The following is a 25,713-nucleotide window of genomic DNA, read 5'->3' on the forward strand; positions in this document are numbered from 1 at the left end:
CGCCCCACATCACTGAAGGGAGACCGGCGGTGTCGACGCCGTTCTACGTCTCGCCCCAGCAGGCCATGGCGGACCGCGCGGAGTACGCCCGCAAGGGCATCGCCCGCGGCCGCAGCGTGGTCGTGCTCACCTACGCCGACGGCATCGTGTTCGTCGCGGAGAACACCTCCCGGGCCCTGCACAAGGTCTCCGAGATCTACGACAAGATCGCCTTCGCCGCGGTCGGCCGCTACAACGAGTTCGAGAACCTGCGGATCGGCGGCGTCCGCTACGCCGACCTGCGCGGCTACTCCTACGACCGGGCCGACGTCACCGCCCGCGGCCTGGCCAACGTCTACGCCCAGACCCTGGGCACCATCTTCTCCTCGGTCGGGGAGAAGCCCTACGAGGTCGAGCTGATCGTCGCCGAGGTCGGCCGGAGCGACGCCGACGACCAGATCTACCGGCTCACCCCCGACGGCTCGGTGGTGGACGAGAAGAACGCCGTGGTGGTCGGCGGCAACGCCGACTCCATCGGCAGCTACCTCGGCCAGCGCCACCGGGCCGGGCTGAGCCTGGCCGAGGCGCTCAAGCTGGCGGTGGACGGCCTGGCCCGCGACCCCAACGGCGGCAGCCCCCGCACCATGACGCCGGAGCAGCTGGAGGTCGCCGTCCTGGACCGCAAGCGCCCCCAGCAGCGGAAGTTCAAGCGCATCCTGGGCGGCCAGCTGGCCCGGCTGCTCAGCGGCGACGAGTCGGCCGCCGCCGAGGACGGCAACGACGAGGGCGCCGACACCGAATGACCGAACCGGGCGGCCCGCTGCCGGCAGCGGGCCGCCCGACGGTCCACCGACCGCCACCGAGGGGTTCCACCGAGCTTCGAACAGAGAAGAGTCGCACATGGACCGTCGAATTTTCGGGATCGAGAACGAGTACGGCGTCACCTGCACCTTCCGCGGCCAGCGCCGGCTGTCGCCGGACGAGGTGGCCCGCTACCTCTTCCGCCGGGTCGTCTCCTGGGGCCGCAGCAGCAACGTCTTCCTGAAGAACGGCGCCCGGCTCTACCTCGACGTCGGCTCCCACCCCGAGTACGCGACCCCCGAGTGCGACGACGTCACCGAGCTGGTCACCCACGACAAGTCCGGCGAGCGGATCCTCGAGGGGCTGCTGGTGGACGCCGAGCGGCGGCTGCACGAGGAGGGCATCGCCGGCGACGTCTACCTGTTCAAGAACAACACCGACTCGGCCGGGAACTCCTACGGCTGCCACGAGAACTACCTGGTGGCCCGGCACGGCGAGTTCTCCCGGCTGGCGGACGTGTTGATCCCGTTCCTGGTCACCCGGCAGCTGATCTGCGGCGCCGGCAAGGTGCTGCAGACCCCGCGCGGCGCGGTCTACTGCGTCAGCCAGCGCGCCGAGCACATCTGGGAGGGCGTCAGCTCCGCGACCACCCGCTCCCGGCCGATCATCAACACCCGGGACGAGCCGCACGCCGACGCCGAGCGCTACCGGCGGCTGCACGTCATCGTCGGCGACTCCAACATGTCGGAGACCACCACGTTGCTCAAGGTCGGCGCCACCGACCTGGTGCTGCGGCTGATCGAGGCCGGCGTGGTGATGCGCGACCTGACGCTGGAGAACCCGATCCGGGCGATCCGCGAGGTCAGCCACGACCTGACCGGCACCCACCAGGTCCGGCTCGCCAACGGCCGGGAGGCCTCCGCCCTGGAGATCCAGGAGGAGTACTACACCAAGGCGCTGGAGTTCGCCGACCGCAAGGGCCTCAACGAGGGCACCGTGGCCCGGGTGCTGGACCTGTGGGGCCGCACCCTGGAGGCGGTGCGCAGCGAGGACCTGGCCAAGGTCGGCACCGAGATCGACTGGATCATGAAGTACCAGCTGATCGAGAAGTACCGGGCCAAGCACCAGATGACCATGTCCAACCCGCGGGTCGCCCAGATCGACCTCGCCTACCACGACATCCACCGCCGCCGCGGCCTGTTCTACCTGCTGCAGAAGAACGGCCAGGCCCAGCGGGTCACCACCGACCTGCTGACCTTCCAGGGAAAGTCGGTGCCCCCGCAGACCACCCGGGCCCGGCTGCGCGGCGACTTCATCCGCCGCGCCCAGGAGCAGCGCCGCGACTTCACCGTCGACTGGGTGCACCTCAAGCTGAACGACCAGGCGCAGCGCACCGTGCTGTGCAAGGACCCGTTCCGCTCGGTGGACGAGCGGGTGGAGAAGCTGATCGCCGGGATGTGACCGGGACGGCCCGCTGACGGTCCGTCGGGGGCGCGCCGAGCGCCTCCGACGGACCGGACGAATCGGGTCATAGGCTGACGCCATGCGTCGAACCGCCTGCCTGCTCACCGTTCCCCTGACCGTCGCGCTGCTCGCCGGGTGCAGCAGTTCGGGCGGCTCCGGCAAGTCCGCCGCGACGGCGCCGGCGGCCTCCTCGGCGTCCGCGGCCCAGGTGCCGAGCCCGGTGGCGTCCGCCTCGCCGATGCCGGAGGTCTCCGGCGAGTTCGGCTCGAAGGCGACCATCACGCTGCCCGCCGGGCAGCAGCCGTCCGGGCAGTTCGTGGTGAGCACCGTGAGCGAGGGCTCCGGGGCGGTGGTCAACAAGAACGACTGGGTGACCGTCAACTACACGGTCAAGGACTGGACCAGCGGCAAGGACCTGTCCAGCTCCTACGACTCCGGCGGCAAGCCGCAGCTCTACCAGCCGGGCAGCGGGCAGCTGGTGCCCGCCTTCGACCAGAGCGTGGTGGGGAAGAAGACCGGCAGCCGGGTGCTGGTGGTGGCCCCGCCGGCCGCCGGGTTCGGCAGCCAGGGCTCCAGCGCGCTGGGCGTCGGCAAGGACGACACCGTGGTGTTCGTGCTGGACGTGATGAGCGCGGTGCCGCAGGACACCACCATCCCCGGCGACCTCACCCAGCCGCCCGCAGGCGCCCCGCAGGTCAAGGACAACGGCAAGGCCGCGCCGACCATCACCGTCCCCTCCGGCCAGCAGCCGCCCACCGACCTGCAGCAGTACGTGCTGGTCAAGGGCACCGGCCCGGAGGTGAAGAGCGGGCAGACCCTGGTGGTCCAGTACACCGGCGTGACCTGGGCGGACGGCAAGCAGTTCGACTCCTCGTGGAACCACGGCGGCGCGCAGGCCCTGCAGGTCGGCACCGGCAGCCTGATCAAGGGCTGGGACCAGGGACTGGTCGGCAAGAACGTCGGCAGCCGGGTGCTGCTGGTCGTCCCGCCGTCGCTGGGCTACGGCGACCAGGCCAGCGGGGCGATCCCGGCGAACTCCACGCTGGTGTTCGTGATCGACATCCTGGAAGCCGTCTGAGAACCGCCTGACAGCCCGGCCAGGGCCGGGCTGACCCGCTCTCATGCCGACCTGACATACTGCTGCCCCGCACCAGTGGTACACGCGTCGTCGGGCGAGTCGAATGGGGAGTCATGTCTGAGAAAGCGTCGAGCCCGGGCGAGGCCGACAACACCGGGAACAAGCCTTCGGTGGACCGCGAGTCGATCGTCGTCCCCGCCGAGATGCTGACCCAGGCGGGCTGGGCCCCGCCCACCGCCCCCGCCGGTCCCGATGCCAGGACCGAGCAGGCACCGCAGGTCTTCGCGTCCAACCAGCGCAAGGCGCCGCTCTCCGAGGCGGGTTACGACGAGGACCCGGGCGGGGCGGGCCGGCTCGGGGTGATCCTGGGCTCGGTCCTGGCGGTGCTGCTGGTCGCGTCCGCGGTGACGATGTACTACGTCAACAAGGACGACGGCAAGCCGACCGCGAAGGCGGACTCGGCCTCGGCCAGCCCCAGCGCCTCGGCCCCGAGCCAGGAGCCGGTGCCGCCGATCAAGGACAGCGCCAAGGTGCTGCCGACGGTCGCCGGGGACTTCGGCTCCAAGGCGACCATCACGCTGCCCAAGGACGCCCCGGACGGGACGTTCGTGGTCAAGGAGCTGTCCGCGGGCAGCGGCGCGAAGGTCGAGAAGGGCAACTGGGTCTCCGTCGACTACACGGCGATGGACTGGCAGACCGGCAAGGAGATCCCCGGCTCGTACGGGGAGCAGAACGGCAAGCCGCAGCTCTACCAGGCCGGCGGCGGGTCGCTGATCCCCGCGCTGGACAACGCCGTCGAGGGCCACAAGGCCGGCAGCCGGCTGATGGTGGTCGCCCCGCCCGGGGCCGCGTTCGGCGCGCAGGGCAACACCCAGCTGGGCATCGCCGGCACCGACAGCCTGGTCTTCGTGCTGGACATCCGGCAGGCCACCGCTCCCAACGCGGTGCTCTCCGGTGACGTGACCGCGCCGCCCGCGGACTTCCCGCAGGTCAAGGACAACGGCACCAAGCCCGCCGAGATCACCCCGGTCAAGGGCGCGGCCGACCCGACCGAGCTGAAGAGCCACGTGCTGATCCAGGGCAAGGGCCGCAAGATCGAGTCCGGCGAGAAGGTGCTGGTCCAGTACACCGGCGCGCTGTACAAGGACGGCAAGAAGTTCGACTCCTCGCTCGACCGCGGGCAGGCGTTCACCTTCACCACCGGCGCCGGCAGCGTCATCGAGGGCTGGGACAAGGGCATCGTCGGCCAGAACATCGGCAGCCGGGTCGAACTGGTCATCCCCGCCTCGATGGGCTACAAGGACCAGGCCAGCGAGAGCATCCCGGCCAACTCCACCCTGGTGTTCGTGGTCGACATCCTGGACGCCGGGGTCGGCGGCGGCGAGGGCTGACGCACCCCGGGTGCGCCTAGGATGAGTCCCGTTCACGCAACCGAACGAGAAGAGCAATCGTGAGCCTGACCAAGCCGGAGATCGACTTCCCGGGCGGCGACGCCCCGACCGAGCTCCAGATCCGCGACATCGTGGTCGGCGACGGCGCCGAGGCCAAGGCCGGGGCGACCGTCGAGGTCCACTACGTCGGTGTCACCTTCGCCTCCGGCGAGGAGTTCGACGCCTCCTGGAACCGCGGCCAGACCTTCCGCTTCCCGCTGGGCGGCGGCCGGGTCATCAAGGGCTGGGACCAGGGCGTCGAGGGCATGCGCGTCGGCGGCCGCCGCGAGCTGGTCATCCCGCCGCACCTGGCCTACGGCAACCAGTCGCCGAGCCCGCTCATCCCGGCCGGCTCCACCCTGATCTTCGTGGTGGACCTGCTGGGCGTCTGACCTCGGACGCACCCGCGCACCCCCGGTTCCGCCAGGAGCCGGGGGTGCGGCTTTCTCTGAACGTGCCCGTACCGGTACGGTCAGGCAGGTCACCCCCGATCGGAGGAAGGGTCACCGATGGCGATCGCCAAGGCAGAGCGGCTGATGAACCTCGCCCTGTGCCTGATGAACACCCGGCGTCCGCTCTCCAAGAAAGAGCTGCGCGAATCCGTCGAGGCGTACCGGGAGGCCTGGCAGCAGGGCTCCGAGGACGCCTTCAACCGGATGTTCGAGCGCGACAAGGACGACCTGCGGGAACTCGGCCTGATCATCGACGTGGACGAGAACGCGCTCGACGGCGAGGTCGGCTACCTCGCCCGCCGCGACCGCAACCGCCTCCCGGAGATCGCGCTGGACGCGGAGGAGGCCGCCGCGCTGGCGCTGGCCGCCCGGGTCTGGCAGCAGGCCAAGATGTCCGGCGCCGCCAGCGGCGCGCTGCAGAAGCTGCGCGCGGCCGGCGTCCCGTTCGCCGAGGAGCGCGAGCACGGCGCGCTGGAGCCGCGGATCCCCGGCCGGGAGGCCGCGTTCGAGCCGCTGCTCACCGCGGCCCGGGACCGCCGCCCGGTCACCTTCGACTACCGCAAGGCCGGCGCCGCCACCGCCGGGCCGCGCTCGGTCGAGCCCTGGGCGCTGGAGTGCTGGCGCGGCCACTGGTACCTGGCCGGCTACGACCGCGACCGCGGCTCGGCCCGGGTGTTCCGGCTCTCCCGGATCACCGGCAAGGTCCGCTCCCGGGCCGGCGCGTTCACCGGCGAGGTGCCCGAGCACGTGGACGTCCGGGCCGTGGTGGCCCGGTTCGCCGGCGAGGGCGCCACCGCGGTCGCCACCGTCAAGGTGCGCTCCGGCGCCGCCTACCCGGTGCGCCAGCGCGCCCTGGAGACCCGGCCGGTGGACGCCGACTGGGACGAGCTGGACATCCCGTACGGCAACGGCCTGGGCGCCGACCTGGCCGAGTACGGCCCCGACGTCATCGTGATCGGCCCCGAGGACCTGCGGGCCGACGTCATCGACCGGCTGCGCGCCGTCGCCGGCCTCGCGGAGGTTTCCCAGTGAGCAATGCGATCGACCAGACGCGCCGGATGCTGTCGCTGGTCACCTACCTGCGCGAGCGGCCCGGGGCCGAAGTGGCCGAGGTGGCACGGGCGTTCGGGATCACCGAGCGGGAACTGATCGGCGACCTCAACGTGCTGCCGATGTGCGGCACCTCCTTCCGCGGCGGCGACCTGCTCGACATCGACACCGACGGCGAGCGGATCTGGTGGCACAACGTGGACGACGTCGCCCAGCCGCTGCGGCTGGCCGCCGACGAGGCCACCGCGCTGCTGGTCGCCGCCCGCGCGGTGGCCGGGCTGCCCGGGCTGCGCGAGCGCGACCGGCAGGCGCTCACCCGAGCCGTCGCCAAGATCGAGGACGCGGCCGGCGAGAGCGCCGAGTCCGCGGCCCGGGTCGGCGTCACCTTCGAGGCCGAGGGCACCGTCTTCGCCGACATCGACCGCGCGCTCAGCGAGGGCCGCCTGATCTGGCTGCGCTACTGGTCGCACGGCCGCGGCGAGCTGACCGAGCGCGAGGTCGACCCGATCCGGCTGGTCACCGAGGGCCACACCTACCTGGAGGGCTGGTGCCGCACCTCCGAGGACCGGCGCACCTTCCGGCTCGACCGGATCGCCGAGATCAAGGTGCTCGACGAGCCCGCCAACCCGCCCCGGCTGCAGCCCCGCGACCTGTCCGCCGGGCTGGTCGCCCCCACCGCCGACGACCCCGAGGTGGTGGTCGAGGTCGGCCCCGGCGGCCGCTGGGTCGCCGAGTACTACACCCACGACAGCGCCGAGGAACTCCCCGACGGCGGCCTGCGGATCACCCTGCGCTCCGCGGAGCCGTCCGGCCTGCGCACCCTGGCCCTGCGGCTGGGCCGGGACGGCCGGATCACCGCCCCCGCCCAGCTCGCCGAGCAGGCCCGCACCGCCGCGCTGGCCGCGCTGGAGCACTACCGGGACGGACAGGTCTGAACCACGTGGCCGACGGCACCAGATTCAAGGTGTACTGCTCGCAGTGCCGGGAGAAGGTCGAACTCCCGGCCCCCGAGTTCCGGTTGGCGCTCGGCGCCAGCAAGGAGCGCACCTTCTACAGCTTCACCTGCCCGGCCTGCGGAGCGGTCGTCCGCAAGATCGCCGGGGAGAAGATCGTCGCCGCGCTCACCGAGGCCGGCGTGCACACCATGCGGCTGCTGCCGGTGGACGGATAGGAAGGCCCGCACGTGAACTGGACCCTGGTCGGGGCCGTCCTGCTCTCCACCGCGGGCCTGCTGGTGCTCGGCGTGCTCGCGCTGCGGCTGTGGCTGGACGTCCGGGCGCTGGCCCGCGAGGTGGACGGCGCGGTCGGCGCGCTGCAGCGGGCGGGCGAGGGCGGCTGAGGGCGGGGGAGGACCGGTATCCGATCGTTGGGTACCGGGTTCCCGCGGCGACACTCCGAGCGGCTACCATCGCCCGCAGAGGGGGAGCCCTGCCTCCCGGACCTCCCGGACCTCCCGGACAAGGAAGGCGGTGCTCCGGAGATGCGTCTCCTTTCGCCCGGCTCGTTGCTGCTGATCACGGTGTTCGCGGTGCTGCTGTTCGGCGGCAAGCGGCTGCCGGACGCGGCGCGGGCGCTGGGCCGGTCGCTGCGGATCCTCAAGAGCGAGGGCAAGGCGCTGCGCCGGGAGTTCGACTCCGGCCGGCAGGCGCCGGCTGCCCCCGCCCCGGCCGCGCGGCCCGCCGCCGAACCGGACCGGGTGGTCAAGGCCGCCCCGGGCGCGTCCCGCACCGACCGGGGTGCCTGAACACTCACGTCGGGCTCCCGCACCACTCCGACTACGACGAGCGCACGATTCGAGGACCGGGTTGAGCAAGACGACCAAAGAGGCCAAGGACCCTGAGGGGCGGATGGCGCTCGCCGACCATCTCCGCGAACTGCGCAACCGGCTGGTCAAGTCGCTGCTGGCGATCATCGTCTTCACGATCGTCGCGGCGCTCTACCACAAGGCCCTGCTGGACTTCCTGATCAAGCCGCTGCCCGCCTGCCACCCGGACGGCACGCTGCCGGAGGGGCTGAAGCACTGCGCGCAGATCTCCAACATCGGCCTGACCACCCCGTTCACCGTGATGCTGAAGGTCAGCCTCACGGCCGGTGCGGTGGCCGCCACCCCGGTCTGGCTGTACCAGCTGTGGAAGTTCGTCTCGCCGGGCCTGCACCAGCACGAGAAGCGCTACTCGGTGACGTTCCTGCTGCTCGGCACCCCGCTGTTCCTGGCCGGCGCGGTGCTCGCGTACGTGGTGATGCCGCTGACCGCGGAGATGCTGATCAGCTTCACCGCGGACGGCGTCACCTCGATCGTGCCGGTGGAGACCTACCTGGACCTGATCACCCGCATGGTGCTGGTGTTCGGCGCGGGCTTCGAACTGCCGCTGTTCCTGGTGATGCTGAACCTGGTCGGGGTGCTCAGCGGCAAGCGGCTGCTCGGCTGGTGGCGCGCGATGGTCATGGGCATCACGGTGTTCGCGGCCTTCGCCACCCCGTCCACCGACCCGCTGTCGATGCTGGCGCTGGCCGCGCCGATCTGGGCGCTGTACTTCCTGGCCGCGGGTTTCGCGCTGCTCAACGACAAGCGCAAGGCCGCCCGCAACCCCGACGCCGGGCTGAGCGACGAGGAGGCCTCGCACGTCGACCTGACGGTCGAGGACGTGGCGGACGCCGAGTCGGTCGGCGGGGTCGAGGCGGTGGAGGCCCCGGCGCCGGTCCCGGCCGCGCGCCGCGACCAGATCGACGACGACATCACCTGATGAGCTGACTGCCCGTCGAGGCGGTGGACGGCCCCGGACCCCTGCGGTCCGGGGCCGTCCGGCGTTTCCGGGGGCGGCCGGGCTTCCGGGTGGGGGGTGATCGGCGCTGGTGGGGGGCTTGCCCGGGGTTCGAGCCATGTGACATATTACTGAGGTGCTCAAGCGAAACCCCTACGACGTCGTGGTGGTCGGGGCCGGCGTGGTCGGCGCCGCCTGCGCCTACTACGCCGCCCGGTCCGGCCTGGCGGTCGCCGTGGTGGACCGCGGGCCGGTGGCCGGCGGGACCACCGGCGCCGGCGAGGGCAACCTGCTGGTCTCCGACAAGGAACCCGGCCCGGAACTCGACCTCGCCCTGCTCTCCACCGGCCTGTGGCGCGAACTCGCCGCCGAACTCGGCGACCGCGTCGAGTACGAGCCCAAGGGCGGCCTGGTGGTCGCCACCGCCCCCGCCGGACTCGACCTGCTGCACGGCTTCGCCGCCGCCCAGCGCGCCGCCGGCGTCGAGGCCGTCCCGGTCGCCGCCGGCGAACTGCGCGACCTCGAACCGCACCTGGCCGAGGACCTGCCCGGCGGCTACCTGTACCCGCAGGACGCCCAGGTGCAGCCCGCCCTGGCCGCCGCCCACCTGCTGCGCGCCTCCGGCGCCGACCGCTACCTCGGCGAGGCCGTCACCGGACTGCTGCGCGGCCCCGGCGGCGCCGTCACCGGCGTGGTCACCGGACGCCGCGAGATCGCCGCCCCCGCCGTGGTCAACGCCGCCGGCACCTGGGGCGGCGAGATCGCCGCGCTGGCCGGGGTCCGGCTGCCGGTGCTGCCCCGGCGCGGCTTCGTGCTGGTCACCGAACCGCTGCCGCGGATCGTCCGGCACAAGGTCTACGCCGCCGACTACGTCGCCGACGTCGCCTCCGGCTCGGCCGACCTGCAGTCCTCCGCCGTGGTCGAGGGCACCCCCGCCGGACCGGTGCTGATCGGCGCCAGCCGCGAACGGGTCGGCTTCGACCGCACCCTCGCCCCCGAGGTGCTGCACCGGCTCGCCGCCCAGGCCGCCGCGCTCTTCCCGGTGCTGCGCACCGTCCAGGTGCAGCGCTACTACCGGGGCTTCCGCCCCTACCTGCCCGACCACCTGCCCGCCCTCGGCCACGACGCCCGGGTGCCCGGGCTCTACCACGCCTGCGGGCACGAGGGCGCGGGCATCGGGCTGGCGCCCGCCACCGGGCTGCTGATCAGCCGCCAGCTCACCGGGGCCGACCCCGGCCTTGACCTGGCACCGTTCCGGCCGGAGCGGTTCGGGGACGGGGAGGGTGAGCGTTGAGGGGGCCGGTGCGGTGCCGCACACGTCGTGGAGGAGAGGAGTAGCCATGGACCCGCTCGACCTGGTGGGCGCCGAACCCGGACCCGCCCGCACCATCCTGTTCGACGGCCGGCCGGTGCCCGCGCTGCCCGGGCAGACGCTGGCCGCCGCGCTGTGGGCCGACGGCGTGCTCGCCTGGCGCACCACCCGGAACGGGGGGCGCCCGCGCGGCGCGTTCTGCGGGATCGGCCAGTGCTTCGACTGCCTGGCCACCGTCAACGGCCGCCCCAACCAGCGCCTGTGCCTGCTGCCCGCCGAGCCCGGCGACACCGTCACCACCCAGGAGGGGCACGGCCATGCCGACCTCGAAGTCTGAGCCGGGCGCCGGCCGCGAAGGTGTGTACGACCTCGCGGTGGTCGGCGCCGGCCCCGCCGGACTGGCTGCCGCCGACACCGCCGCCGGACTCGGCCTGCGGGTCGCGCTGCTGGACGCCGGGAGCCGCCCCGGCGGCCAGTACTACCGGCACCCCGCACCCGAACTGGGCGCGGCCCGGCCGGAGAAGCTGCACCACGGCTGGGCAGTCTTCGCCCGGTTGCGCGCGCGGCTGGCGGCCTCGCCGCTGGTCGACCACCTGCCCGGCCACCACGTGTGGGCCGCCGAGGCGGGCGTCCCCGGCGACGAGCGGCGGCCCTGGCGCCTGCACGCCACCCGCGGCCCCGCGGCGGCCGACCGGGCCACCGTCCGGGCCCGCGCCGTCCTGCTGGCCACCGGCGCCTACGAGCGGCACCTGCCCTTCCCCGGCTGGACGCTGCCCGGCGTGGTCACCGCGGGCGGCGCGCAGGCGATGCTCAAGTCCTCCCTGGTGCTGCCCGGCCGCCGGATCGTGGTGGCCGGCAGCGGCCCGCTGCTGCTGGCCGCCGCCTCCTCGCTGGTCGCGGCAGGGGCGGAGGTCCCCGCGATCGTCGAGGCCACCTCGTACCTCGGCTACGCCCGCGGGCTGCCGGTCCTGGCCGGCAACCCCGGCAAGCTCGCCGAGGGCGCCGCGCACGGTGCCCGGCTGCTGCGGCACGGGGTGCGGCTGCGCCGCAGCAGCGCGGTGGTCGAGGCGCACGGCACCGACCGGGTCACCGCCGTCACGGTCGCCCGGCTCGACGCCCGCTGGAAACCGGTGCCCGGCAGCGAACGGCGGATCGCCTGCGACGCGGTGGCGATCGGGCACGGGCTGGTGCCGCAGATCGAACTGGCCGCCGAACTGGGCGCCGAGACGGTCACCGGGCCGGACGGCGCGGTCGCCCTGAAGGTCGACGCCCGGCAGCGCACCAGCGTGCCCGGGCTGTGGGCGGCGGGGGAGACCTGCGGCGTCGGCGGCGCGGACCTGGCGCTGGCCGAAGGCGTGCTGGCCGCCCGGGCGATCGCCGGACGCCCGGACGGGGGACGGGAGACGGCCGTCCGGCGGCGGCGGCGCGCGTTCGCCGCGCTGATGGCCGCCGCGCACGCGCCCGGGCCGGACTGGACCGGCTGGGTCACCGACGACACCGACGTCTGCCGGTGCGAGGAGGTCCCGGCCGGGGAGATCCGGGAGGCTGTCGCGGAACTCGGCGCCGGGGACGCCCGGACGGTCAAGCTGCTCACCCGGGCCGGCATGGGCTGGTGCCAGGGCCGGATGTGCGGGCCCGCGGTGGCCTGCCTGTCCGGCGGCAGCGGGGGCGCGGCGGGGCGGCCGGACAGTCGGCCGCTGTCCTGTCCGGTGCCGCTGGCGCAACTGGCGGAGCCGGTGCGGTCGGTGGAGCGGGCGGGGCCGGAACCGGACTAGCGGGCGGCGGCCGAGTCGGGCCGGTGCCGGGGAGGGCGGTTGCCGTCTTCGGCGTGGGGCCGGGTGCTTCGGCCGGGCGGCGGCGGGGAAGCGCGGCTTCCGGGGTGGGCCGGGGCCGGGTTGCTTCGGGCGGTCGGGAGGGGCCGTGCCGGGGCTGCCTCCGGCGCGGTGCCGGGCCGGCTGGCCGCTGCCGGGGGCGTCTTCGGCGGGGCCGGGGCTCCGGGGCCGTCCGTCGGGCGGGCCGGGGCCGGGTGGTCCGGCAGAGCGTGGCCGGTGCCGGGCCCGGGTCCGGTGCGCGGTCGGCGCCGGGGCGGGGTGCCGTCCTCGGCGGGAAAATCGGGCTCCCGGCCCGCCTGTTGGCGGGTCGGGGCTCGGGAAGGTTTTCGGTCGGCCCGTCGGGAGGCGGGTGCCGGATCGACTCGGGCGGCGGGTCCCCCTTGTGGAGCCGCGTCGCCCACTTGTAAAATGTCACACATCATATCAAGGGAGATCCCCCGTGACCCGCACCCCGCACGACCCCGCCCGTCCCTGGCGCGGCATCATGGTCGCCACCACCCTGCCCTTCCGTGACGACCTCACGGTGGACTACGACGCCTACGCCGAGCACGTCCGCTGGCTGATCGACAACGGCTGCGACGGCGTCGTCCCCAACGGCTCCCTCGGCGAGTACCAGACCCTGACGCCCGAGGAGCGCGCCAAGGTCGTCACGACCGCGGTCGAGGCGGCCGGCGACGGGGCCCGGGTGATGCCCGGGGTGGCCGCCTACGGCAGTGCCGAGTCCCGGCGCTGGGCCGAGCAGGCCGCCGAGGCGGGGGCCGGGTCGGTGCTGCTGCTCCCGCCGAACGCCTACCGGGCCGACCAGGCTGCGGTGCGGGCCCACTACGCCGAGGTGGCGCGGGTCGGGGTGCCGGTCGTCGCGTACAACAACCCGATCGACACCAAGGTCGACCTGGTGCCCGCGCTGCTCGCCCAACTGCACGCGGACGGCTCGATCGTGGCGGTCAAGGAGTTCTCCGGCGACGTCCGCCGGGCGTACGAGATCGGTGAGCTGGCGCCCGGGCTGGACCTGCTGATCGGGGCCGACGACGTGCTGCTGGAGCTGGCGCTCGCGGGTGCGGTCGGCTGGATCGCGGGTTACCCGAACGCGCTGCCCGCGACCTGCGCCGAGCTGTACCACGCCGCCGTCTCCGGCGACCTGGCCACCGCCGTGCCGCTCTACAAGTCGCTGCACCCGCTGCTGCGCTGGGACTCCAAGACCGAGTTCGTCCAGTCGATCAAGCTCTCGATGGACATCGCCGGCCGCCCCGGCGGACCGACCCGCGCCCCGCGCCTGCCGCTCGTCCCGGAGATCGAGGCCGCGGTGCGCGCCGCGACCGGGAAGGCGCTCGCCGAGGGCCACAAGTAGCCGTCGCCGTACGGCGGTCCGGGCCGGACCCGGGGGGATCCGGTCCGGGCCGCCGCAGGCCAGGACCCGTTGTCAGCCGACTGGAGAGAGCACCGCGATGCGGACCCGTCACGTCTTCCACGCCGTCGACTCGCACACCGAGGGCATGCCCACCCGGGTGGTCACCGGGGGTTTCGGCACCGTCCCCGGCGCCACCATGGCCGAACGGCGCACCCACTTCCAGCAGCACCTCGACGAGTTCCGCACGCTGCTGATGTACGAACCGCGCGGCCACTCCGCGATGAGCGGCGCGATCCTGCAGCCGCCGACCCGGCCGGACGCCGACTTCGGCGTGCTGTACATCGAGGTGTCCGGGCTGCTGCCGATGTGCGGCCACGGCACCATCGGCGTGGCCACCGTGCTGGTGGAGACCGGCATGGTGCCGGTGGTCGAACCCGTCACCACGGTGCGGCTGGACACCCCCGCCGGGCTGGTGGTCGCCGAGGTCGCGGTGCGGGACGGCGCGGCGGTCGGCGTCACCATCCGCAACGTGCCCTCGTACGCGGTCGCGCTGGAGCGGAAGCTGGAAGTGCCCGGGTACGGGACGGTCACCTACGACCTCGCGTACGGCGGCAACTACTACGCGATCCTGCCGCTCGACCAGTTCGGCCTGCCGTTCGAACGCGGGCGCAAGGACGAGATCCTGGCCGCCGGGCTGGCCATGATGGACGCCGTCAACGCCTCGGACGCGCACCGGCCGGTGCACCCCGAGGACCCGTCCATCCACGGCTGCCACCACGTCCAGCTGCTCGCCCCCGGCTCGGACGCGGTGCACTCCCGGCACGCGATGGCCATCCACCCCGGCTGGTTCGACCGCTCGCCCTGCGGGACGGGCACCTCGGCGCGGATGGCGCAGCTGCACGCGCGCGGCGAGCTGGCGATCGGCGCCGAGTTCCGCAACGACTCCTTCATCGGGACGACCTTCACCGGCCGCCTGGTCGAGGAGACCACCGTCGCCGGACTGCCCGCCGTCGTCCCGACCGTCACCGGCCGGGCCTGGGTGACCGGCACCGCGCAGTACTTCCTCGACCCGACGGACCCGTTCCCGGCCGGCTTCCTGCTGTAGCGCCGGGCCGCCCCGGCTCCGTCAACCATCCCTCCGCGAAAGGCCCTTGAGCATGAGCACCATCGACTCGTACAACCCCGCCGACCCCGACGACCTGGTCGCCTCGGTGCCGGCGGCGGGGGCCGCCGAGGTCGCGGCGGCGATCGCGGGGGCCCGGGAGGCGCAGCGCGGGTGGTGGGCGCTGGGGGCGGCCGGGCGTTCGCTGGCGCTGGGCCGGGCCGCGGCGGCGATCGAGGCGGCGGCCGAGGAACTGGTCGCGCTGGCGGTGCGCGAGGTCGGCAAGCCGGTGGCCGAGGCGCGCGGCGAGGTGGCCCGGACGGTGGCGATCTGGCGCTACTACGCGCAGGCGCCGTTCGCCCCCGCCGGGGAGGTGCACGAGCCCGCCGCCGGGCCGGGCCTGCTGCTGACCCGCCGCCGCCCGTACGGGGTGGCCGGGCTGATCACGCCCTGGAACTTCCCGCTGGCGATCCCGACCTGGAAGGCCGCGCCCGCGCTGGCCGTCGGCAACGCGGTGGTGCTCAAGCCGTCCTCGGAGGCGGTGGCCTGCGCGCTGCGGCTGGCCGAACTCGCGGGCCTGCCCGAGGGCGTGCTCACGGTGGTGCCGGGCGGCGCCGAGGCGGGGACGGCGCTGATCGACGGCGCGGACGTCGTCTCGTTCACCGGCTCGACCGGGGTCGGCCGCTCGGTGGTCGCCGGGGCGAGCGGGCGCGGCATCCCGGTGCAGGCCGAGATGGGCGGCCTGAACGCCGCCCTGGTGCTGCCGGACGCCGACATCGCGCAGGCCGCCGCGCACCTGGCGAACGCCATCGCCGGCTACGCGGGCCAGAAGTGCACCGCGACCAGCCGGGTGATCGCCGTCGGCGACGCCTACGAGCCGCTCGCCGAGGCCCTCGCCAAGGCCCTCGGGCAGACCCCCGCCGCCGACCCGGCCGCCCCGGCCACCGTCTGCGGCCCGGTGATCGGCGGGCCGGCGCTGGAGCGGCTGACCGGGGCGATCGACACCGCCCGGGCGGGCGGCGCCACCGTGCTGGCCGGCGGCGCGCGGGCCGACCGGGCCGGCTGGTTCCTGGAGCCGACCCTGCTGGAGAACGTCCCCGCCGGGCACCCGCTGCTGACCGAGGAGTTCTTCGGCCCGCTCGCCGTGCTGCTGCCCGCCGCCGACCTGGACGCGGCGCTCGCGCTGGCCAACGACACCCGGCACAGCCTGTCCGCCTCCGTCCACTCGCGCAGCCTGGACGTGGCGCTGGCCGCCGCGGACCGGCTGGACGCGGGCATGATCCGGATCAACGCGCCCTCCAGCGGCGTCGACTTCCACCTGCCGTTCGGCGGCGCCAAGGGCGCCTCGTACGGCGCCCGCGAGCAGGGCCGGGCCGCGCTCGACTTCTACACCGCCGCGCGCACCGTCAGCGTGCTGCCCGCCGGGGAGTGCTGATGGACCGTCACCCCACCGCCCGCCGTGGCGGGGAGCTGATCAACCTGGTCTCCACCGTCGACTACCACACCGCGGGCGAGCCGTTCCGGATCGTCGTCGCGGGCCTGCCGCCGGTGCCCGGCGACACCGTCGCCGAACGCCGCTCGATCGCCATCGGCGCGGGCGGCCGGGCCACCGCGCCGCGGCCGAGCGCGCTGGACGACGTGCGCCGCCTGCTGACCCGGGAGCCGCGCGGCCACGCCGGCATGTACGGCGGGTTCGTGGTGCCGCCGGACGACGACGAGGCGCACCTCGGCGTGCTGTTCTGGCACAAGGACGGCTACTCGACCGCGTGCGGCCACGGCACCATAGCGCTCGGCGCGTGGGCCGTCGACACCGGCCTGGTCGCCGCCCCCGACGACGGCACCGCCCTGGTCCGCATCGACGTCCCCTCCGGCCGGGTCGGCGCCACCGTGCACCGCAGCGGCGGCCGCACCACCGCGGTCACCTTCCGCAACGTGCCGACCCGGGTGCTGGCCCGCGGGGTCGAGCTGGCCACCCCGCGCGGGACGGTCCGGGTCGACCTGGCGGACTCCGGGGCGGTCTACGCCTCGCTGCCCGCCGCCGCGCTCGGCCTGTCCGTCGTCCCCGACCGGATCGCCGAACTCACCGCCGCCGGACGGGAGATCCGCACCGCGCTGGCGGGCCACCGGGCGCTCGCCGGGCACCGCGACGGCGTCTACGGCGTCATCCTGTACGACGAACTGCCCGACACGCCGTCCGGCCCGCACCAGCGCAACGTCACCGTCTTCGCCGACGGCCAGATCGACCGCTCCCCGTGCGGCTCCGGCACCTCCGCCCGGCTCGCCCTGCTCGCCGCCGAGGGCGCCATCGACCCCGGCCGCACGCTGCGCCACGACTCGGTCATCGGCACCGTCTTCACCGGCCGGGTCCGCGCCCCGCGGGCCGACGGCACCGTCACCGAGGTCACCGGCACCGCCCACCGCACCGGCGAGCACCGCTTCGTCCTCGACCCCGAGGACGCCCTGGGCCCGGGGTTCCTGCTGTGACCGGCGGCCTCGCGCAGCCGGCGCTGACGCTCGGGCCCGTCGAGGCGGTGGCGGCGCTGGAACGGGTGCTGCTGGGCGGGCTGGACGTGGAGGGGTGCCCGGCGCGGGTCGGGGCGGCGGTGCCGGCGGGGGAGCTGTTGCTGATGCCCGCGGCGGCCGGGGGCTTCGCGGGGGTGAAGGTCGCGGGGGTGGCGCCCGGGAACCCGGCGCTCGGACTGCCGCGGATCACCGGGTCCTACCTGCTGCTGGACGGGCCGACGCTGCAGCCGCTGGCGCTGCTGGACGGGGCCGCGCTGACCGCGCTGCGGACGCCCGCGGTGACCGCGCTGGCGGTGCGGGCGCTGGCGGCGCCGGACGCCCGGGAGCTGGTGGTGTTCGGGGCCGGGCCGCAGGCGGTCGGGCACCTGGCGGCGCTGCGGGCCGTGCTGCCCGGCCTGGAGCGGGCCATCGTGGTGGCGCGGCGGCCGGGCCCGGCCGCCGAGGTCGCGGCGTACGCGGCCGGGCTGGGCCTGGCGGCGGCCGTCGGCGGGCCGGAGGCGGTGGCGCAGGCGGACGTGGTGGTGTGCTGCACGACCGCCCGCACCCCGCTGTTCGACGGCCGCCTGGTGCCGGACCGGGCGGTGGTTGCGGCGGTCGGCTCGCACGAGCCGGACGCCCGCGAGGTGGACGCCCGGCTGGTGGCGCGGGCCGACCTGTTCGTGGAGGCCCGGCAGGTCGCGCTGCGCGAGGCCGGGGACCTGCTGCTGGCGGGGGCCGGGGCGGAGCGGATGGCGAATCTGGCGGAACTGGTCACGGGCCGGGCCGCCGTCCGCCATGATCGTCCCAGGTTCTTCAAGAGCGTCGGGATGGCGTGGCAGGATCTGGCGGTGGCGGCGGCGCAGTACGCGTCGGCCGGGAGGTAGGGCGCCGCGGCGGGGGGACGGGAACCCGGGGCGGATCCGGGGACTGGAGGCCCGGGACACGGACAGCGACGGCTGTACGCATGGCATTCACTCTCCGCAACGTGACATTGTACAATGGGGCCCTGTTTGAACCTCCGGAGGAACACCATGGCCGACCTCAAGCCCCGCAACCTCATCTCCGTCCAGGAGCGGCTGCGCGACCAGGTCGCCCACGCCCTGCGTGCGGCACTCATCTCCGGTGAACTGCGCCCCGGGGTGGTCTACTCCGCCCCGACGCTGGCCGCCGACTTCGGGGTCTCCGCCACCCCCGTCCGCGAGGCGATGCTCGACCTGGCCCGCGAGGGCCTGGTCGAGGCCGTCCGCAACAAGGGCTTCCGGGTCACCGAGCTCTCCGACCGGGACCTCGACGAGTTCACCGAGATCCGCGCGCTGATCGAGGTCCCCACCGTCGGCCAGGTCGCCCGGACCGCCACCGCCGAACAGCTGGAGGCGCTGCGCCCGCAGGCCGCGGCGATCGTCGAGGCCGCCCGCAAGCACGACCTGATCGGCTACCTGGAGGCCGACCGCCAGTTCCACCTCGACCTGCTCGCGCTGGCCGGCAACGCCCGCCTGGTCGAGACCGTCGGCGACCTGCGCAAGCGCTCCCGGCTGTACGGCCTCAACCGGCTCGACCAGCAGGGCGAACTGGTCAGCTCCGCCGAGGAGCACCTGGAACTGCTGGACGTGCTGCTGACCGGCGACGCCGACGCCGCCGAAGCCTGCATGACCCGGCACCTCGGCCACATCCGCCACCTGTGGGCGGCCGGCGGCAAGCCCGCCGCCGGGCCCGCCGAGCCGGAGAGCGCGCTGCGGCTGCCGGCCCGCTGACGGGCCGTCGGGCCGACAGGCCGTCAGGCTGACAGGACGTCAGCGGGTCGGGCGGTCAGGCGTGCAGGCGGCCGTCCTGCATGGTCAGGACGCGGTCGGCGCGGCCCAGCAGGTCGCGGTCGTGGGTGACCATCACGGTGGCGGTGCGGTGGGTGCGGGTCACCTCGGCGAGCAGGTCGACCACCTGGGCGCCGCGCTCGTGGTCCAGGGCCGAGGTCGGCTCGTCCACCAGCAGGACGGACGGGCTGCCGAACAGGGCGCGGGCGATGTTCACCCGCTGGCGCTCGCCGCCCGACAGCTGGTGCGGGCGGCGGCGCTGCTTGGCGCCCGCCAGGCCGACCGACTCCAGCAGCTCCTCGGCCCGGGCGCGGGCCCGGGCCGGGCGGCGGCCGCGCACCGACTCCAGGACCAGCAGCTGCTCGACGGCGGTCAGCGAGGCCAGCAGGTTCGACTGCTGGAAGACGATCCCCAGGCGCTCGCGGCGCAGCGCGGTGCGCTCGCGCTCGTCCAGCGCGCCCGCGTCCACGCCGTCGACCAGCACCTCGCCGCGGTCCGGGCGCAGCAGCGTCGCCGCGACCGCCAGCAGGCTGGACTTGCCGGAGCCGGACGGCCCCGCGATGGCGGTGAACTCGCCCGGGGCGACGGACAGTTCGACCTCGTCCAGGGCGATCAGCCGGCTCTCGCCGTCCGGGTAGCCGAGCGTCACGCCGCGCAGCGCGAGGCCGGTGCGCAGGTCGGTTCCGGCGGTCGGGGTGGTGGTCATGGCAGGGCCTTCCGGGGTGGGGTGGGTGGTCATCGGTTGGCGCCCAGCGCCGCCAGCGGGTCGACCGCGGTGATCCGGCGCACCGCGAGGGCCGCGCCCAGCAGGCCCAGCAGCACCATCGCGCCGACCGGCACGGCCACGGTCAGGACGCCCACGTCGAACGGCACCGCGGCCGACGCGAACGCCCCGCCGGCCGCGCCCAGCGCCCCGCCCAGCAGCGCGCCCGCCAGCAGCACGGCCGCCGCCTGGGCCAGCGCGTCGCGCACCAGGTAGCCGCTGGACGCGCCGACCGCCTTCAGCACCGCGATGTCCGGGCGGCGCTGCACCGTCCACACCGTGAAGAACGCGCCCACCACCAGGGCGCTCACCGCGAACAGGAAGCCCTGGATCAGCTGCAGGCTGCCCTGCTCGGCCGCGTACCCGTTGATGCCGGACAGCGCGTCGCCCAGCGACACCGCCCGCAGGTCGGCGGGCAGGCCGTGCGGGGTGCCGCGGATCGCGAGCGCGGTGGGCTGGTGCTGGCCGGAGACCCGCTGCCAGGTCTCCGGGGTGGTCCACACGCTCGGGGCGTGCGAGAGCGAACGCTCGGCGGTGACCGCCGAGACCGTCAACTCCTGCGCGCCGACGCTCACCCGGCTGCCGGGGGAGAGGTGGTACTCGGCGGCCAGGCCGGTGCCGACCGCGAGCTGGCCGTCCGCCGGGGCGGTGCCCCGCACCAGCGGCGGCAGCAGCTCCGGGTCGGTGCCCAGCACGCTCACCGAGGCCGCGCCGCCGCCCGCCGTCAACCGCGACATCGCCACCCCCAGCGGGTGCACCGCGCCCGCCCCCGCCGCCGCCACCGCGTCCCGCTGGGCCGGCGAGACCGTGCTGGACGCGAACGACACCTCCGCCTGCGCACCCGCCGGCGCGCCGAACACCACGCCGTCCGCCGGGAGTTCGGCGATCGTCGAGGACGCCGCCGAGGCCAGGCCCCCGGTCAGGCCGTACAGGAACACCACCAGGGTCGTGATCAGGGTGACCACCGCTCCCATCAGGGCGAACCGCCCACGGGCGAAACGGATGTCACGCAAAGCGACGAACACGGGAAACCTTTCGGAGGGACACCGGAGCAGACCACCCCAGACTCGCCCGCGCAGGCCCCGCTGCCATCGGGGAGACGGACGGAGTGCGCACCCGTCGAGAGGTGCAGCCGGAAATCCATCGAACGGTTGATGCCGCGCCACCGCCCGCCGCCGCCACCGCCCCGTACCCTCGGACAGCGTGCCCCGTACCGAAACCCCGACCGCCGACGCGCACCGCTCCCCGACCGGCCCCACCCCCGCGCTGCGGCTGGCCAACCTCGCCGTGCACGGGCTGTTCCTCGCCCTGCTCGCCGTCCTGCTGGCCCGGGCCGCCGCCGACGGCGCGCTCGGCCCCGGCGGCTGGGCCACCGCCGGGGCGCTCGCCGCCTGCTACGCGGCCGGCGGCGTGCTGCGGCCGGTCCGCACCTCGCGCGCCCTCGGCGCCGGCTGGCTGCTCGCCGTCGCCGCCCTGTGGATCGGACTCACCCTCCAGCACCCCGAGTTCAGCTACCTCGCCTTCCCGCTGTACTTCGTCTGCCTGCACGTCCTGCCGCGCCGCCTCGCGCTGCCCGCCGTCCTGGCCCTCACCGCCGCCGTCGTCGCCGCCCAGACCACCACCCCCGGCGGACTCACCACCGCCAAGGTCCTCGGCCCGCTGGCCGGACTCGCCGTCGCCCTGCTCACCGCCCACGGCTACGCCGCCCTCTACCGGGAGAGCCGGGCCCGCCAGCAGCTCATCGACGACCTGGTCCGCACCCGCGACGAACTCGCCGCCAGCCAGCGCGAAGCCGGCCGCCTCGCCGAACGCCAGCGCCTGGCCCGGGAGATCCACGACACCCTCGCCCAGGGCCTGGCCGGCATCGTGCTGCTGGCCCGCGAGGCCGGCAGCGCCCCCGACGCCGCGCCGCTGCTGGAGGAGATCGAACGCACCGCCTCCGCCAACCTCGCCGAGGCCCGCCGCTTCGTCCACGCCCTCACCCCGCCCGCCCTCGACGGCACCACCCTCCCCGACGCGCTGCGCCGCCTCGCCGACGGCGCCGACGCCGCCTTCCACCGCGACGGCGACCCGTACCCGCTGCCCGTCGAGGCCGAGGTCGCGCTGCTGCGCCTCACCCAGGAGGCCCTCGCCAACGCCGTCCGGCACGCCGCCGCCCCGCACATCGCCGTCACCCTCGGCTACCTCGACGACGCCGTCACCCTCGACGTCTACGACGACGGCACCGGCTTCGACCCGGCCACCGCACCCGCCCCCGACTCCTTCGGCCTGCACGGCATGCACGAACGCATCGCCGCCCTCGGCGGCACCCTCACCGTCGAATCCGCGCCCGGCGAGGGCACCGCCGTCGCCGCCACGCTCCCGCTGCGCGCCATCGACCCGCCGGCGGCCGCTGCGGCGCAGCCGTCCGGGGACGCGGCCGGGGAACGGCCCGGGCCCGGGGAGGCGGCCGACGGTCGGCTTCCCGGCGGTCGGCTTCCCGGCGGTGCGCTGCGGGCGGCGGCCGGGTGGCGGGCGGCGGCCGGGCGGCGGTTCGCGCTCGCGGGGGTGCGGCGGTGATCCGGGTCCTGGTGGTGGACGACCACCCCGTGGTCCGGCGCGGGCTGCGCGCCATGGTCGACGACCTGCCCGAGGTGACCGCCGTCGGCGAGGCCGCGGACGGCGCCGCCGCACTCGACCTGCTCGCCGGGCTGCCCGCCGACCGGCGCCCCGACGTCGTCCTGATGGACCTCCAGATGGGCACCGGCATGCACGGCGTCGAAGCCACCCGCCGGATCACCGCGCTGCCCGACCCGCCCGCCGTCCTGGTCCTCACCACCTACTCCACCGACGCCGACATCCTCGCCGCCGTCGAGGCCGGCGCCACCGGCTACCTGCTCAAGGACGCCCCGCCGGAGGACCTCGCCGCCGCGATCCAGGCCACCGCCCGCGGCGAGACCGTCCTCGCCCCGCCCGTCGCCGCCCGCCTGCTCGGCCGGGTCCGGGCCGGCCGCCCCTCGCTCTCCCCGCGCGAGGCGGAGATCCTCCAGCTCCTCGCCGAGGGCCTGCCGAACCGGCAGATCTCCAAGCGCCTGTTCATCAGCGAAGCCACCGTCAAGACCCACCTGGTCCACATCTACGACAAGCTCGGCGTCGACTCCCGGACCTCCGCCATCGCCGCGGGTCTCGCGGCCGGGCTGATCCGCCCTGCGGGGCGGTGAGCGGCGGGGCCCGGTGCGGCCCGGCGGGGACTGGCGGGGCCACCCGACCGGAGCGGGCAGGGAATGTCGGGTGCGGGGGGTTCGCCCCTCCCTAGGGTCGAAGACACGGAAAAGGGAAGGGGAGCGGGGTTGCTGGAGCGGTTGAACCAGGCGATGGACCACGTCGAGGAGCACCTCGACCGGCGGTTGGAGGTGGCCGAACTGGCCCGGATCACCGCCACGTCGGAGTACCACTTCCGGCGGCTGTTCTCGTCGCTGGCCGGGATGCCGCTGTCCGAGTACGTGCGGCGCCGGCGGCTGACCGTCGCGGCGGCCGAGGTACTGGCCGGGGAACCGTCGCTGCTGGACGTCGCCGTCCGGTACGGCTACGGCTCCGGCGAGGCGTTCGCCCGGGCGTTCCGGGCCCAGCACGGGGTCGGGCCCGGGGAGGCCCGGCGCTCCGGCGCGGTGCTGAACGCGCAGCCCCGGCTCTCCTTCCGCCTCGTCGTCGAAGGGAGTACCACCATGCGGTACCGCATCGTGGAGAAGGAAGCGTTCCGGGTCGTGGGCAGGAAGGCCCGGGTCCCGTTGATCCACGAAGGGGTCAACCCGCACATCGCCGAACACGTCCGGGGCATCCCGGCGGACACCGTGCGGCGGATCACCGAACTGTCCGACCAGGAACCGCAGGGCCTGCTCTCGGCGACCGTCCGGCTGCCCGAGGAGAGTCCTGACGGACTGGACGGCTTCGCGGAGGGCAGCCTGCTCGACTACTACCACGCGGTGGTCAGCGGGGCGGACGCCGGACGGCTGCCCGCCGACCTCGACGTGCTGGAGTGCCCCGCGGGCAGCTGGGCGGTGTTCGAGAACACCGGGCCGTTCCCGCAGGCGCTCCAGCAGATGTGGGCGGAGGTGGCCGCCCGGTGGATCCCCTCCAACCCCTACGAGTACCGGCCCGGCCCGGAGATCCTGCGAGTCCGGCCCGCGCCGGACGCCCCCGGGGAGTCGTCCGCGCAGCTGTGGATCCCGGTGACGCGGACGACCGGCTGACGCCGGGCCCCGGCCCTGGCCCGCGGTCGCCCGGTCGTCCGCCGCCCGGTCGCCCGGTCACCCGGGCGGGGGAGGCGGACCGTCCGGCGGGAGGAGGCGGCCGGGGGCGGGGCGGCGGGAGGCTCGGACCGACAACGGACAGGCGTCGGACGGGTGTTGGAGGAGTCGTGGCGGGACGGGTAGGACGGGCGGGACGGGTAGGACGGGCCGAGCGGGGGACGGGGGACGGGTGGCCCCGGCCGGTGGCCCGGGCGAGCGGGTGGTGGGCCGGGCTGTACGCGGCCGTCCAGCTCGGCTGGGCGGCGACCGGCACCACCGTGCCCTGGAGCGCGCACCTCGCCTACCCGGTCGCCGCGTTCCCGCTGCTGGCGGTGCTCGCCGTCCTGGCCGTCGCCGCGATCCGGGCCGGCAGCGGGAGCCGGTGGGGGCGGGTCGTGCTGTGGGTGGCGATCCCCGTGTACGCGGCGGGCGGTGTCGGACTGCCCGTGCACTTCGTCCAACTCGCCACCCTCAGCGGCCTGGAGAGCGCCACCGGCCTGGCCCAGGTCGTCCTCGACGCGGCCGGCGCCGCCCTGCTCGCCCTCACCGCACTCGCCCGCCACCGCCACCGCACCGGCCGCTGCCCGCGCTGCGGACACCGCCACACCGGCCCCGCCGACGGCCCGCTGCGCCACCCCGCACCCACCCCGCCGACCCGGCGCACCCGCACCACCGCGTACCTGCTGCTGCTCGGCCTGCTGCCCTGGGCCGGCGTCAAGACCCTCTGGACGCTGGGCGGCAACGCGCTCGGCGTCACCGCCGCGGCCTGGGCGGCGACCGCCTCGGACGGGGCGTCCGGCGCCGGCAGGACACTCGCCCGGCTCGGCATCGACCTCACGGTGCTCGCCGCGGCGGTCGGCGTCCTGCTGCTGCTCGGCCTGCTCCACCGCTGGGGCCAGACCTTCCCCCGCCCGATCCCGCTGCTCGGCGGCCGCCGGGTACCGCGCCTGCTCCCGCTCGTCCCGGCCTGGCTCACCGGCGTCCCGCTCACCCTGTACGGCCTCGCCCTCACCGCCACCGCCCCCCTGCTCGCCCTCGGCGCCCTCCCGCGCCCGACCCCCGCCCCGCCCTTCGTCGACGCCGCCGGCCTGATCTGGATGATCGCCTTCGGCGGCTTCGCCTTCACCGGACTGGGCCTCGGCCTCCTGGTCGCCGCCCGCTCCTACGCGGCCCGCACCCGGCCGGTCTGCGCGGGGCGGGCGGGGGCGACGGGCGACGGCGACGGGCGGGGGTGACGGCTCGCCGCGGGGGGATGGGCAGGGTGGGGTCAACCCTCCTTGCTGACAGTCGAGTTGGGTGGCCGCGGGGTCAGAGCGACCACCAGCAGTACAGGTGGTGGCCGTCGGTGCGGGCGCGGTGGGCGAGGGTGGACAGGGCGTGCAGGATGGCGGCGGCGGTGTCGGGGGTGGCGCCGTCGAGGCGGAGTTCCTCCGTCGCGGACCAGGCGGTGGCGGCGGGGAGGAGGCGGTCGGGCGGGAGGGCGGCGAGGGCCTCGGCCAGGGTGTCGGTCAGGCTGACGACGAACGCCTCGTCGTGCTGCGGGTCGGAGAGCAACCGGCCCGAGCGGGGCCGGGCGCGGGCCTCCTCGTAGGTGCAGCCGGTCAGGACGGCCTCCAGGCGGGCGATCACCACCACCGGGTCGACGCCCTTCAGCGGCACCGTGTCGAGACCCGCCCCGCCCGGCCCGCCGGGGGCGTCGAGGACGGCGACGGCGGTGGCGTCGTCAAGGGCGGAGAAGTAGTCGCACAGGGGCATGCCGGGG

27 protein-coding genes are annotated in these 25,713 nt (G+C 75.2%); 24 read left to right on the forward strand and 3 right to left on the reverse strand.

The window, feature by feature from the left end; genetic code table 11:
- Positions 1-29 precede the first annotated feature (29 nt).
- From prcA to IH44_RS0106155, 20 genes are all read left to right on the forward strand, one after another.
- Entirely contained in the window at positions 30-782 is a 753-nt protein-coding gene (gene prcA / locus IH44_RS0106060; protein WP_030458363.1) for a proteasome subunit alpha, read from the forward strand.
- 97 nt (positions 783-879) lie between these two features.
- Positions 880-2,241, forward strand: a complete 1,362-nt coding sequence (pafA, locus tag IH44_RS0106065) for a Pup--protein ligase (RefSeq protein ID WP_030458364.1) — start codon at positions 880-882, stop codon at positions 2,239-2,241.
- A gap of 82 nt (positions 2,242-2,323) precedes the next feature.
- Positions 2,324-3,322, forward strand: coding sequence for an FKBP-type peptidyl-prolyl cis-trans isomerase (locus IH44_RS0106070; protein ID WP_030458365.1), 999 nt, complete (start codon positions 2,324-2,326; stop codon positions 3,320-3,322).
- A 113-nt stretch (positions 3,323-3,435) separates the two neighbouring features.
- On the forward strand, positions 3,436-4,713 hold the full coding sequence (locus IH44_RS0106075; protein ID WP_081966745.1) for an FKBP-type peptidyl-prolyl cis-trans isomerase: 1,278 nt from the start codon (positions 3,436-3,438) through the stop codon (positions 4,711-4,713).
- Between the two features lie 59 nt (positions 4,714-4,772).
- Complete coding sequence (locus tag IH44_RS0106080; RefSeq protein WP_014139723.1) at positions 4,773-5,144, forward strand: FKBP-type peptidyl-prolyl cis-trans isomerase; 372 nt, start codon at positions 4,773-4,775, stop codon at positions 5,142-5,144.
- Between the two features lie 117 nt (positions 5,145-5,261).
- Entirely contained in the window at positions 5,262-6,236 is a 975-nt protein-coding gene (locus IH44_RS0106085) for a YafY family protein (RefSeq protein ID WP_030458367.1), read from the forward strand.
- Between the two features lie 26 nt (positions 6,237-6,262).
- On the forward strand, positions 6,263-7,189 hold the full coding sequence (locus IH44_RS0106090; RefSeq protein WP_063759554.1) for a YafY family protein: 927 nt from the start codon (positions 6,263-6,265) through the stop codon (positions 7,187-7,189).
- A gap of 5 nt (positions 7,190-7,194) precedes the next feature.
- The gene (locus IH44_RS0106095) at positions 7,195-7,425 is read left to right on the forward strand and encodes a hypothetical protein (RefSeq protein WP_051816592.1); all 231 of its coding nucleotides are present in this window, start codon (positions 7,195-7,197) and stop codon (positions 7,423-7,425) included.
- 12 nt (positions 7,426-7,437) lie between these two features.
- On the forward strand, positions 7,438-7,593 hold the full coding sequence (locus tag IH44_RS46240) for a hypothetical protein (RefSeq protein ID WP_157852122.1): 156 nt from the start codon (positions 7,438-7,440) through the stop codon (positions 7,591-7,593).
- 141 nt (positions 7,594-7,734) lie between these two features.
- Positions 7,735-7,998: a twin-arginine translocase TatA/TatE family subunit gene (locus tag IH44_RS0106105; RefSeq protein WP_030458369.1), complete on the forward strand. Its 264-nt coding sequence runs from the start codon at positions 7,735-7,737 to the stop codon at positions 7,996-7,998.
- 61 nt (positions 7,999-8,059) lie between these two features.
- On the forward strand, positions 8,060-8,998 hold the full coding sequence (gene tatC / locus IH44_RS0106110; protein WP_030458370.1) for a twin-arginine translocase subunit TatC: 939 nt from the start codon (positions 8,060-8,062) through the stop codon (positions 8,996-8,998).
- 154 nt (positions 8,999-9,152) lie between these two features.
- Positions 9,153-10,310 (forward strand): FAD-binding oxidoreductase, encoded by a 1,158-nt coding sequence (locus IH44_RS0106115; protein ID WP_030458371.1) that lies wholly within the window; start codon positions 9,153-9,155, stop codon positions 10,308-10,310.
- Between the two features lie 46 nt (positions 10,311-10,356).
- Positions 10,357-10,665 carry a (2Fe-2S)-binding protein gene (locus IH44_RS0106120; protein ID WP_030458372.1) on the forward strand — a complete coding sequence of 103 codons (309 nt, stop codon included), beginning with the start codon at positions 10,357-10,359 and terminating at the stop codon, positions 10,663-10,665.
- Positions 10,646-12,103 carry an NAD(P)/FAD-dependent oxidoreductase gene (locus IH44_RS0106125; protein WP_035954076.1) on the forward strand — a complete coding sequence of 486 codons (1,458 nt, stop codon included), beginning with the start codon at positions 10,646-10,648 and terminating at the stop codon, positions 12,101-12,103. Before IH44_RS0106120 ends, IH44_RS0106125 begins: the two co-directional genes overlap by 20 nt.
- A 541-nt stretch (positions 12,104-12,644) precedes the next feature.
- Complete coding sequence (locus IH44_RS0106130) at positions 12,645-13,508, forward strand: dihydrodipicolinate synthase family protein (RefSeq protein ID WP_107066474.1); 864 nt, start codon at positions 12,645-12,647, stop codon at positions 13,506-13,508.
- Positions 13,509-13,605: 97 nt separating this feature from the next.
- A complete protein-coding gene (locus tag IH44_RS0106135) occupies positions 13,606-14,613 on the forward strand; it encodes a proline racemase family protein (RefSeq protein ID WP_030458375.1) in 1,008 nt (335 codons plus the stop codon).
- A gap of 52 nt (positions 14,614-14,665) precedes the next feature.
- On the forward strand, positions 14,666-16,045 hold the full coding sequence (locus IH44_RS0106140) for an aldehyde dehydrogenase (protein WP_030458376.1): 1,380 nt from the start codon (positions 14,666-14,668) through the stop codon (positions 16,043-16,045).
- Positions 16,045-17,094 carry a proline racemase family protein gene (locus IH44_RS0106145; protein WP_035954079.1) on the forward strand — a complete coding sequence of 350 codons (1,050 nt, stop codon included), beginning with the start codon at positions 16,045-16,047 and terminating at the stop codon, positions 17,092-17,094. Before IH44_RS0106140 ends, IH44_RS0106145 begins: the two co-directional genes overlap by 1 nt.
- Positions 17,091-17,996 (forward strand): ornithine cyclodeaminase family protein, encoded by a 906-nt coding sequence (locus tag IH44_RS0106150; protein ID WP_030458378.1) that lies wholly within the window; start codon positions 17,091-17,093, stop codon positions 17,994-17,996. Before IH44_RS0106145 ends, IH44_RS0106150 begins: the two co-directional genes overlap by 4 nt.
- A gap of 147 nt (positions 17,997-18,143) precedes the next feature.
- Positions 18,144-18,863 carry a GntR family transcriptional regulator gene (locus IH44_RS0106155; RefSeq protein ID WP_030458379.1) on the forward strand — a complete coding sequence of 240 codons (720 nt, stop codon included), beginning with the start codon at positions 18,144-18,146 and terminating at the stop codon, positions 18,861-18,863.
- A 55-nt stretch (positions 18,864-18,918) separates the two neighbouring features.
- Here the strand turns inward: IH44_RS0106155 and IH44_RS0106160 are convergent, their stop codons facing one another.
- Both IH44_RS0106160 and IH44_RS0106165 read right to left on the reverse strand, forming a co-directional pair.
- Entirely contained in the window at positions 18,919-19,626 is a 708-nt protein-coding gene (locus IH44_RS0106160) for an ABC transporter ATP-binding protein (RefSeq protein ID WP_051816593.1), read from the reverse strand.
- Positions 19,627-19,655: 29 nt separating this feature from the next.
- Positions 19,656-20,657 carry an FtsX-like permease family protein gene (locus IH44_RS0106165; RefSeq protein WP_369794902.1) on the reverse strand — a complete coding sequence of 334 codons (1,002 nt, stop codon included), beginning with the start codon at positions 20,655-20,657 and terminating at the stop codon, positions 19,656-19,658.
- A gap of 229 nt (positions 20,658-20,886) precedes the next feature.
- Here IH44_RS0106165 and IH44_RS0106170 point away from each other — a divergent pair, with 229 nt between their 5' ends.
- The 4 genes from IH44_RS0106170 (at position 20,887) to IH44_RS49340 (ending at position 25,186) form a co-directional block, all read left to right on the forward strand.
- On the forward strand, positions 20,887-22,242 hold the full coding sequence (locus tag IH44_RS0106170; protein WP_030458382.1) for a sensor histidine kinase: 1,356 nt from the start codon (positions 20,887-20,889) through the stop codon (positions 22,240-22,242).
- Positions 22,239-22,883 carry a response regulator transcription factor gene (locus IH44_RS0106175; protein ID WP_030458383.1) on the forward strand — a complete coding sequence of 215 codons (645 nt, stop codon included), beginning with the start codon at positions 22,239-22,241 and terminating at the stop codon, positions 22,881-22,883. The genes IH44_RS0106170 and IH44_RS0106175 overlap by 4 nt, the downstream gene beginning before the upstream one ends.
- Positions 22,884-23,012: 129 nt before the next feature.
- A complete protein-coding gene (locus IH44_RS0106180) occupies positions 23,013-23,912 on the forward strand; it encodes an AraC family transcriptional regulator (RefSeq protein ID WP_030458384.1) in 900 nt (299 codons plus the stop codon).
- Positions 23,913-24,154: 242 nt separating this feature from the next.
- Entirely contained in the window at positions 24,155-25,186 is a 1,032-nt protein-coding gene (locus tag IH44_RS49340) for a hypothetical protein (protein ID WP_268661313.1), read from the forward strand.
- A 73-nt stretch (positions 25,187-25,259) separates the two neighbouring features.
- Here the strand turns inward: IH44_RS49340 and IH44_RS49035 are convergent, their stop codons facing one another.
- A complete protein-coding gene (locus tag IH44_RS49035) occupies positions 25,260-25,706 on the reverse strand; it encodes a hypothetical protein (RefSeq protein ID WP_030458386.1) in 447 nt (148 codons plus the stop codon).
- Between the last annotated feature and the right edge of the window lie 7 nt (positions 25,707-25,713).

The sequence above is a fragment of the Kitasatospora sp. NRRL B-11411 genome (assembly GCF_000721345.1).
GTDB lineage: Bacteria > Actinomycetota > Actinomycetes > Streptomycetales > Streptomycetaceae > Kitasatospora > Kitasatospora cineracea.

What these genes read in the sequence shown, in the direction of transcription:
- pafA (WP_030458364.1), top strand. Translation starts at nt 880, where the DNA reads ATGGACCGTCGAATTTTCGGGATCGAGAACGAGTACGGCGTCACCTGC.
- IH44_RS0106070 (WP_030458365.1), top strand. Translation starts at nt 2,324, where the DNA reads ATGCGTCGAACCGCCTGCCTGCTCACCGTTCCCCTGACCGTCGCGCTG.
- IH44_RS0106075 (WP_081966745.1), top strand. Translation starts at nt 3,436, where the DNA reads ATGTCTGAGAAAGCGTCGAGCCCGGGCGAGGCCGACAACACCGGGAAC.
- IH44_RS0106085 (WP_030458367.1), top strand. Translation starts at nt 5,262, where the DNA reads ATGGCGATCGCCAAGGCAGAGCGGCTGATGAACCTCGCCCTGTGCCTG.
- IH44_RS0106090 (WP_063759554.1), top strand. Translation starts at nt 6,263, where the DNA reads ATGCTGTCGCTGGTCACCTACCTGCGCGAGCGGCCCGGGGCCGAAGTG.
- IH44_RS0106105 (WP_030458369.1), top strand. Translation starts at nt 7,735, where the DNA reads ATGCGTCTCCTTTCGCCCGGCTCGTTGCTGCTGATCACGGTGTTCGCG.
- IH44_RS0106120 (WP_030458372.1), top strand. Translation starts at nt 10,357, where the DNA reads ATGGACCCGCTCGACCTGGTGGGCGCCGAACCCGGACCCGCCCGCACC.
- IH44_RS0106125 (WP_035954076.1), top strand. Translation starts at nt 10,646, where the DNA reads ATGCCGACCTCGAAGTCTGAGCCGGGCGCCGGCCGCGAAGGTGTGTAC.
- IH44_RS0106130 (WP_107066474.1), top strand. Translation starts at nt 12,645, where the DNA reads ATGGTCGCCACCACCCTGCCCTTCCGTGACGACCTCACGGTGGACTAC.
- IH44_RS0106135 (WP_030458375.1), top strand. Translation starts at nt 13,606, where the DNA reads ATGCGGACCCGTCACGTCTTCCACGCCGTCGACTCGCACACCGAGGGC.
- IH44_RS0106140 (WP_030458376.1), top strand. Translation starts at nt 14,666, where the DNA reads ATGAGCACCATCGACTCGTACAACCCCGCCGACCCCGACGACCTGGTC.
- IH44_RS0106145 (WP_035954079.1), top strand. Translation starts at nt 16,045, where the DNA reads ATGGACCGTCACCCCACCGCCCGCCGTGGCGGGGAGCTGATCAACCTG.
- IH44_RS0106155 (WP_030458379.1), top strand. Translation starts at nt 18,144, where the DNA reads ATGGCCGACCTCAAGCCCCGCAACCTCATCTCCGTCCAGGAGCGGCTG.
- IH44_RS0106160 (WP_051816593.1), bottom strand. Translation starts at nt 19,626, where the DNA reads ATGACCACCACCCCGACCGCCGGAACCGACCTGCGCACCGGCCTCGCG.
- IH44_RS0106165 (WP_369794902.1), bottom strand. Translation starts at nt 20,657, where the DNA reads ATGGGAGCGGTGGTCACCCTGATCACGACCCTGGTGGTGTTCCTGTAC.
- IH44_RS49035 (WP_030458386.1), bottom strand. Translation starts at nt 25,706, where the DNA reads ATGCCCCTGTGCGACTACTTCTCCGCCCTTGACGACGCCACCGCCGTC.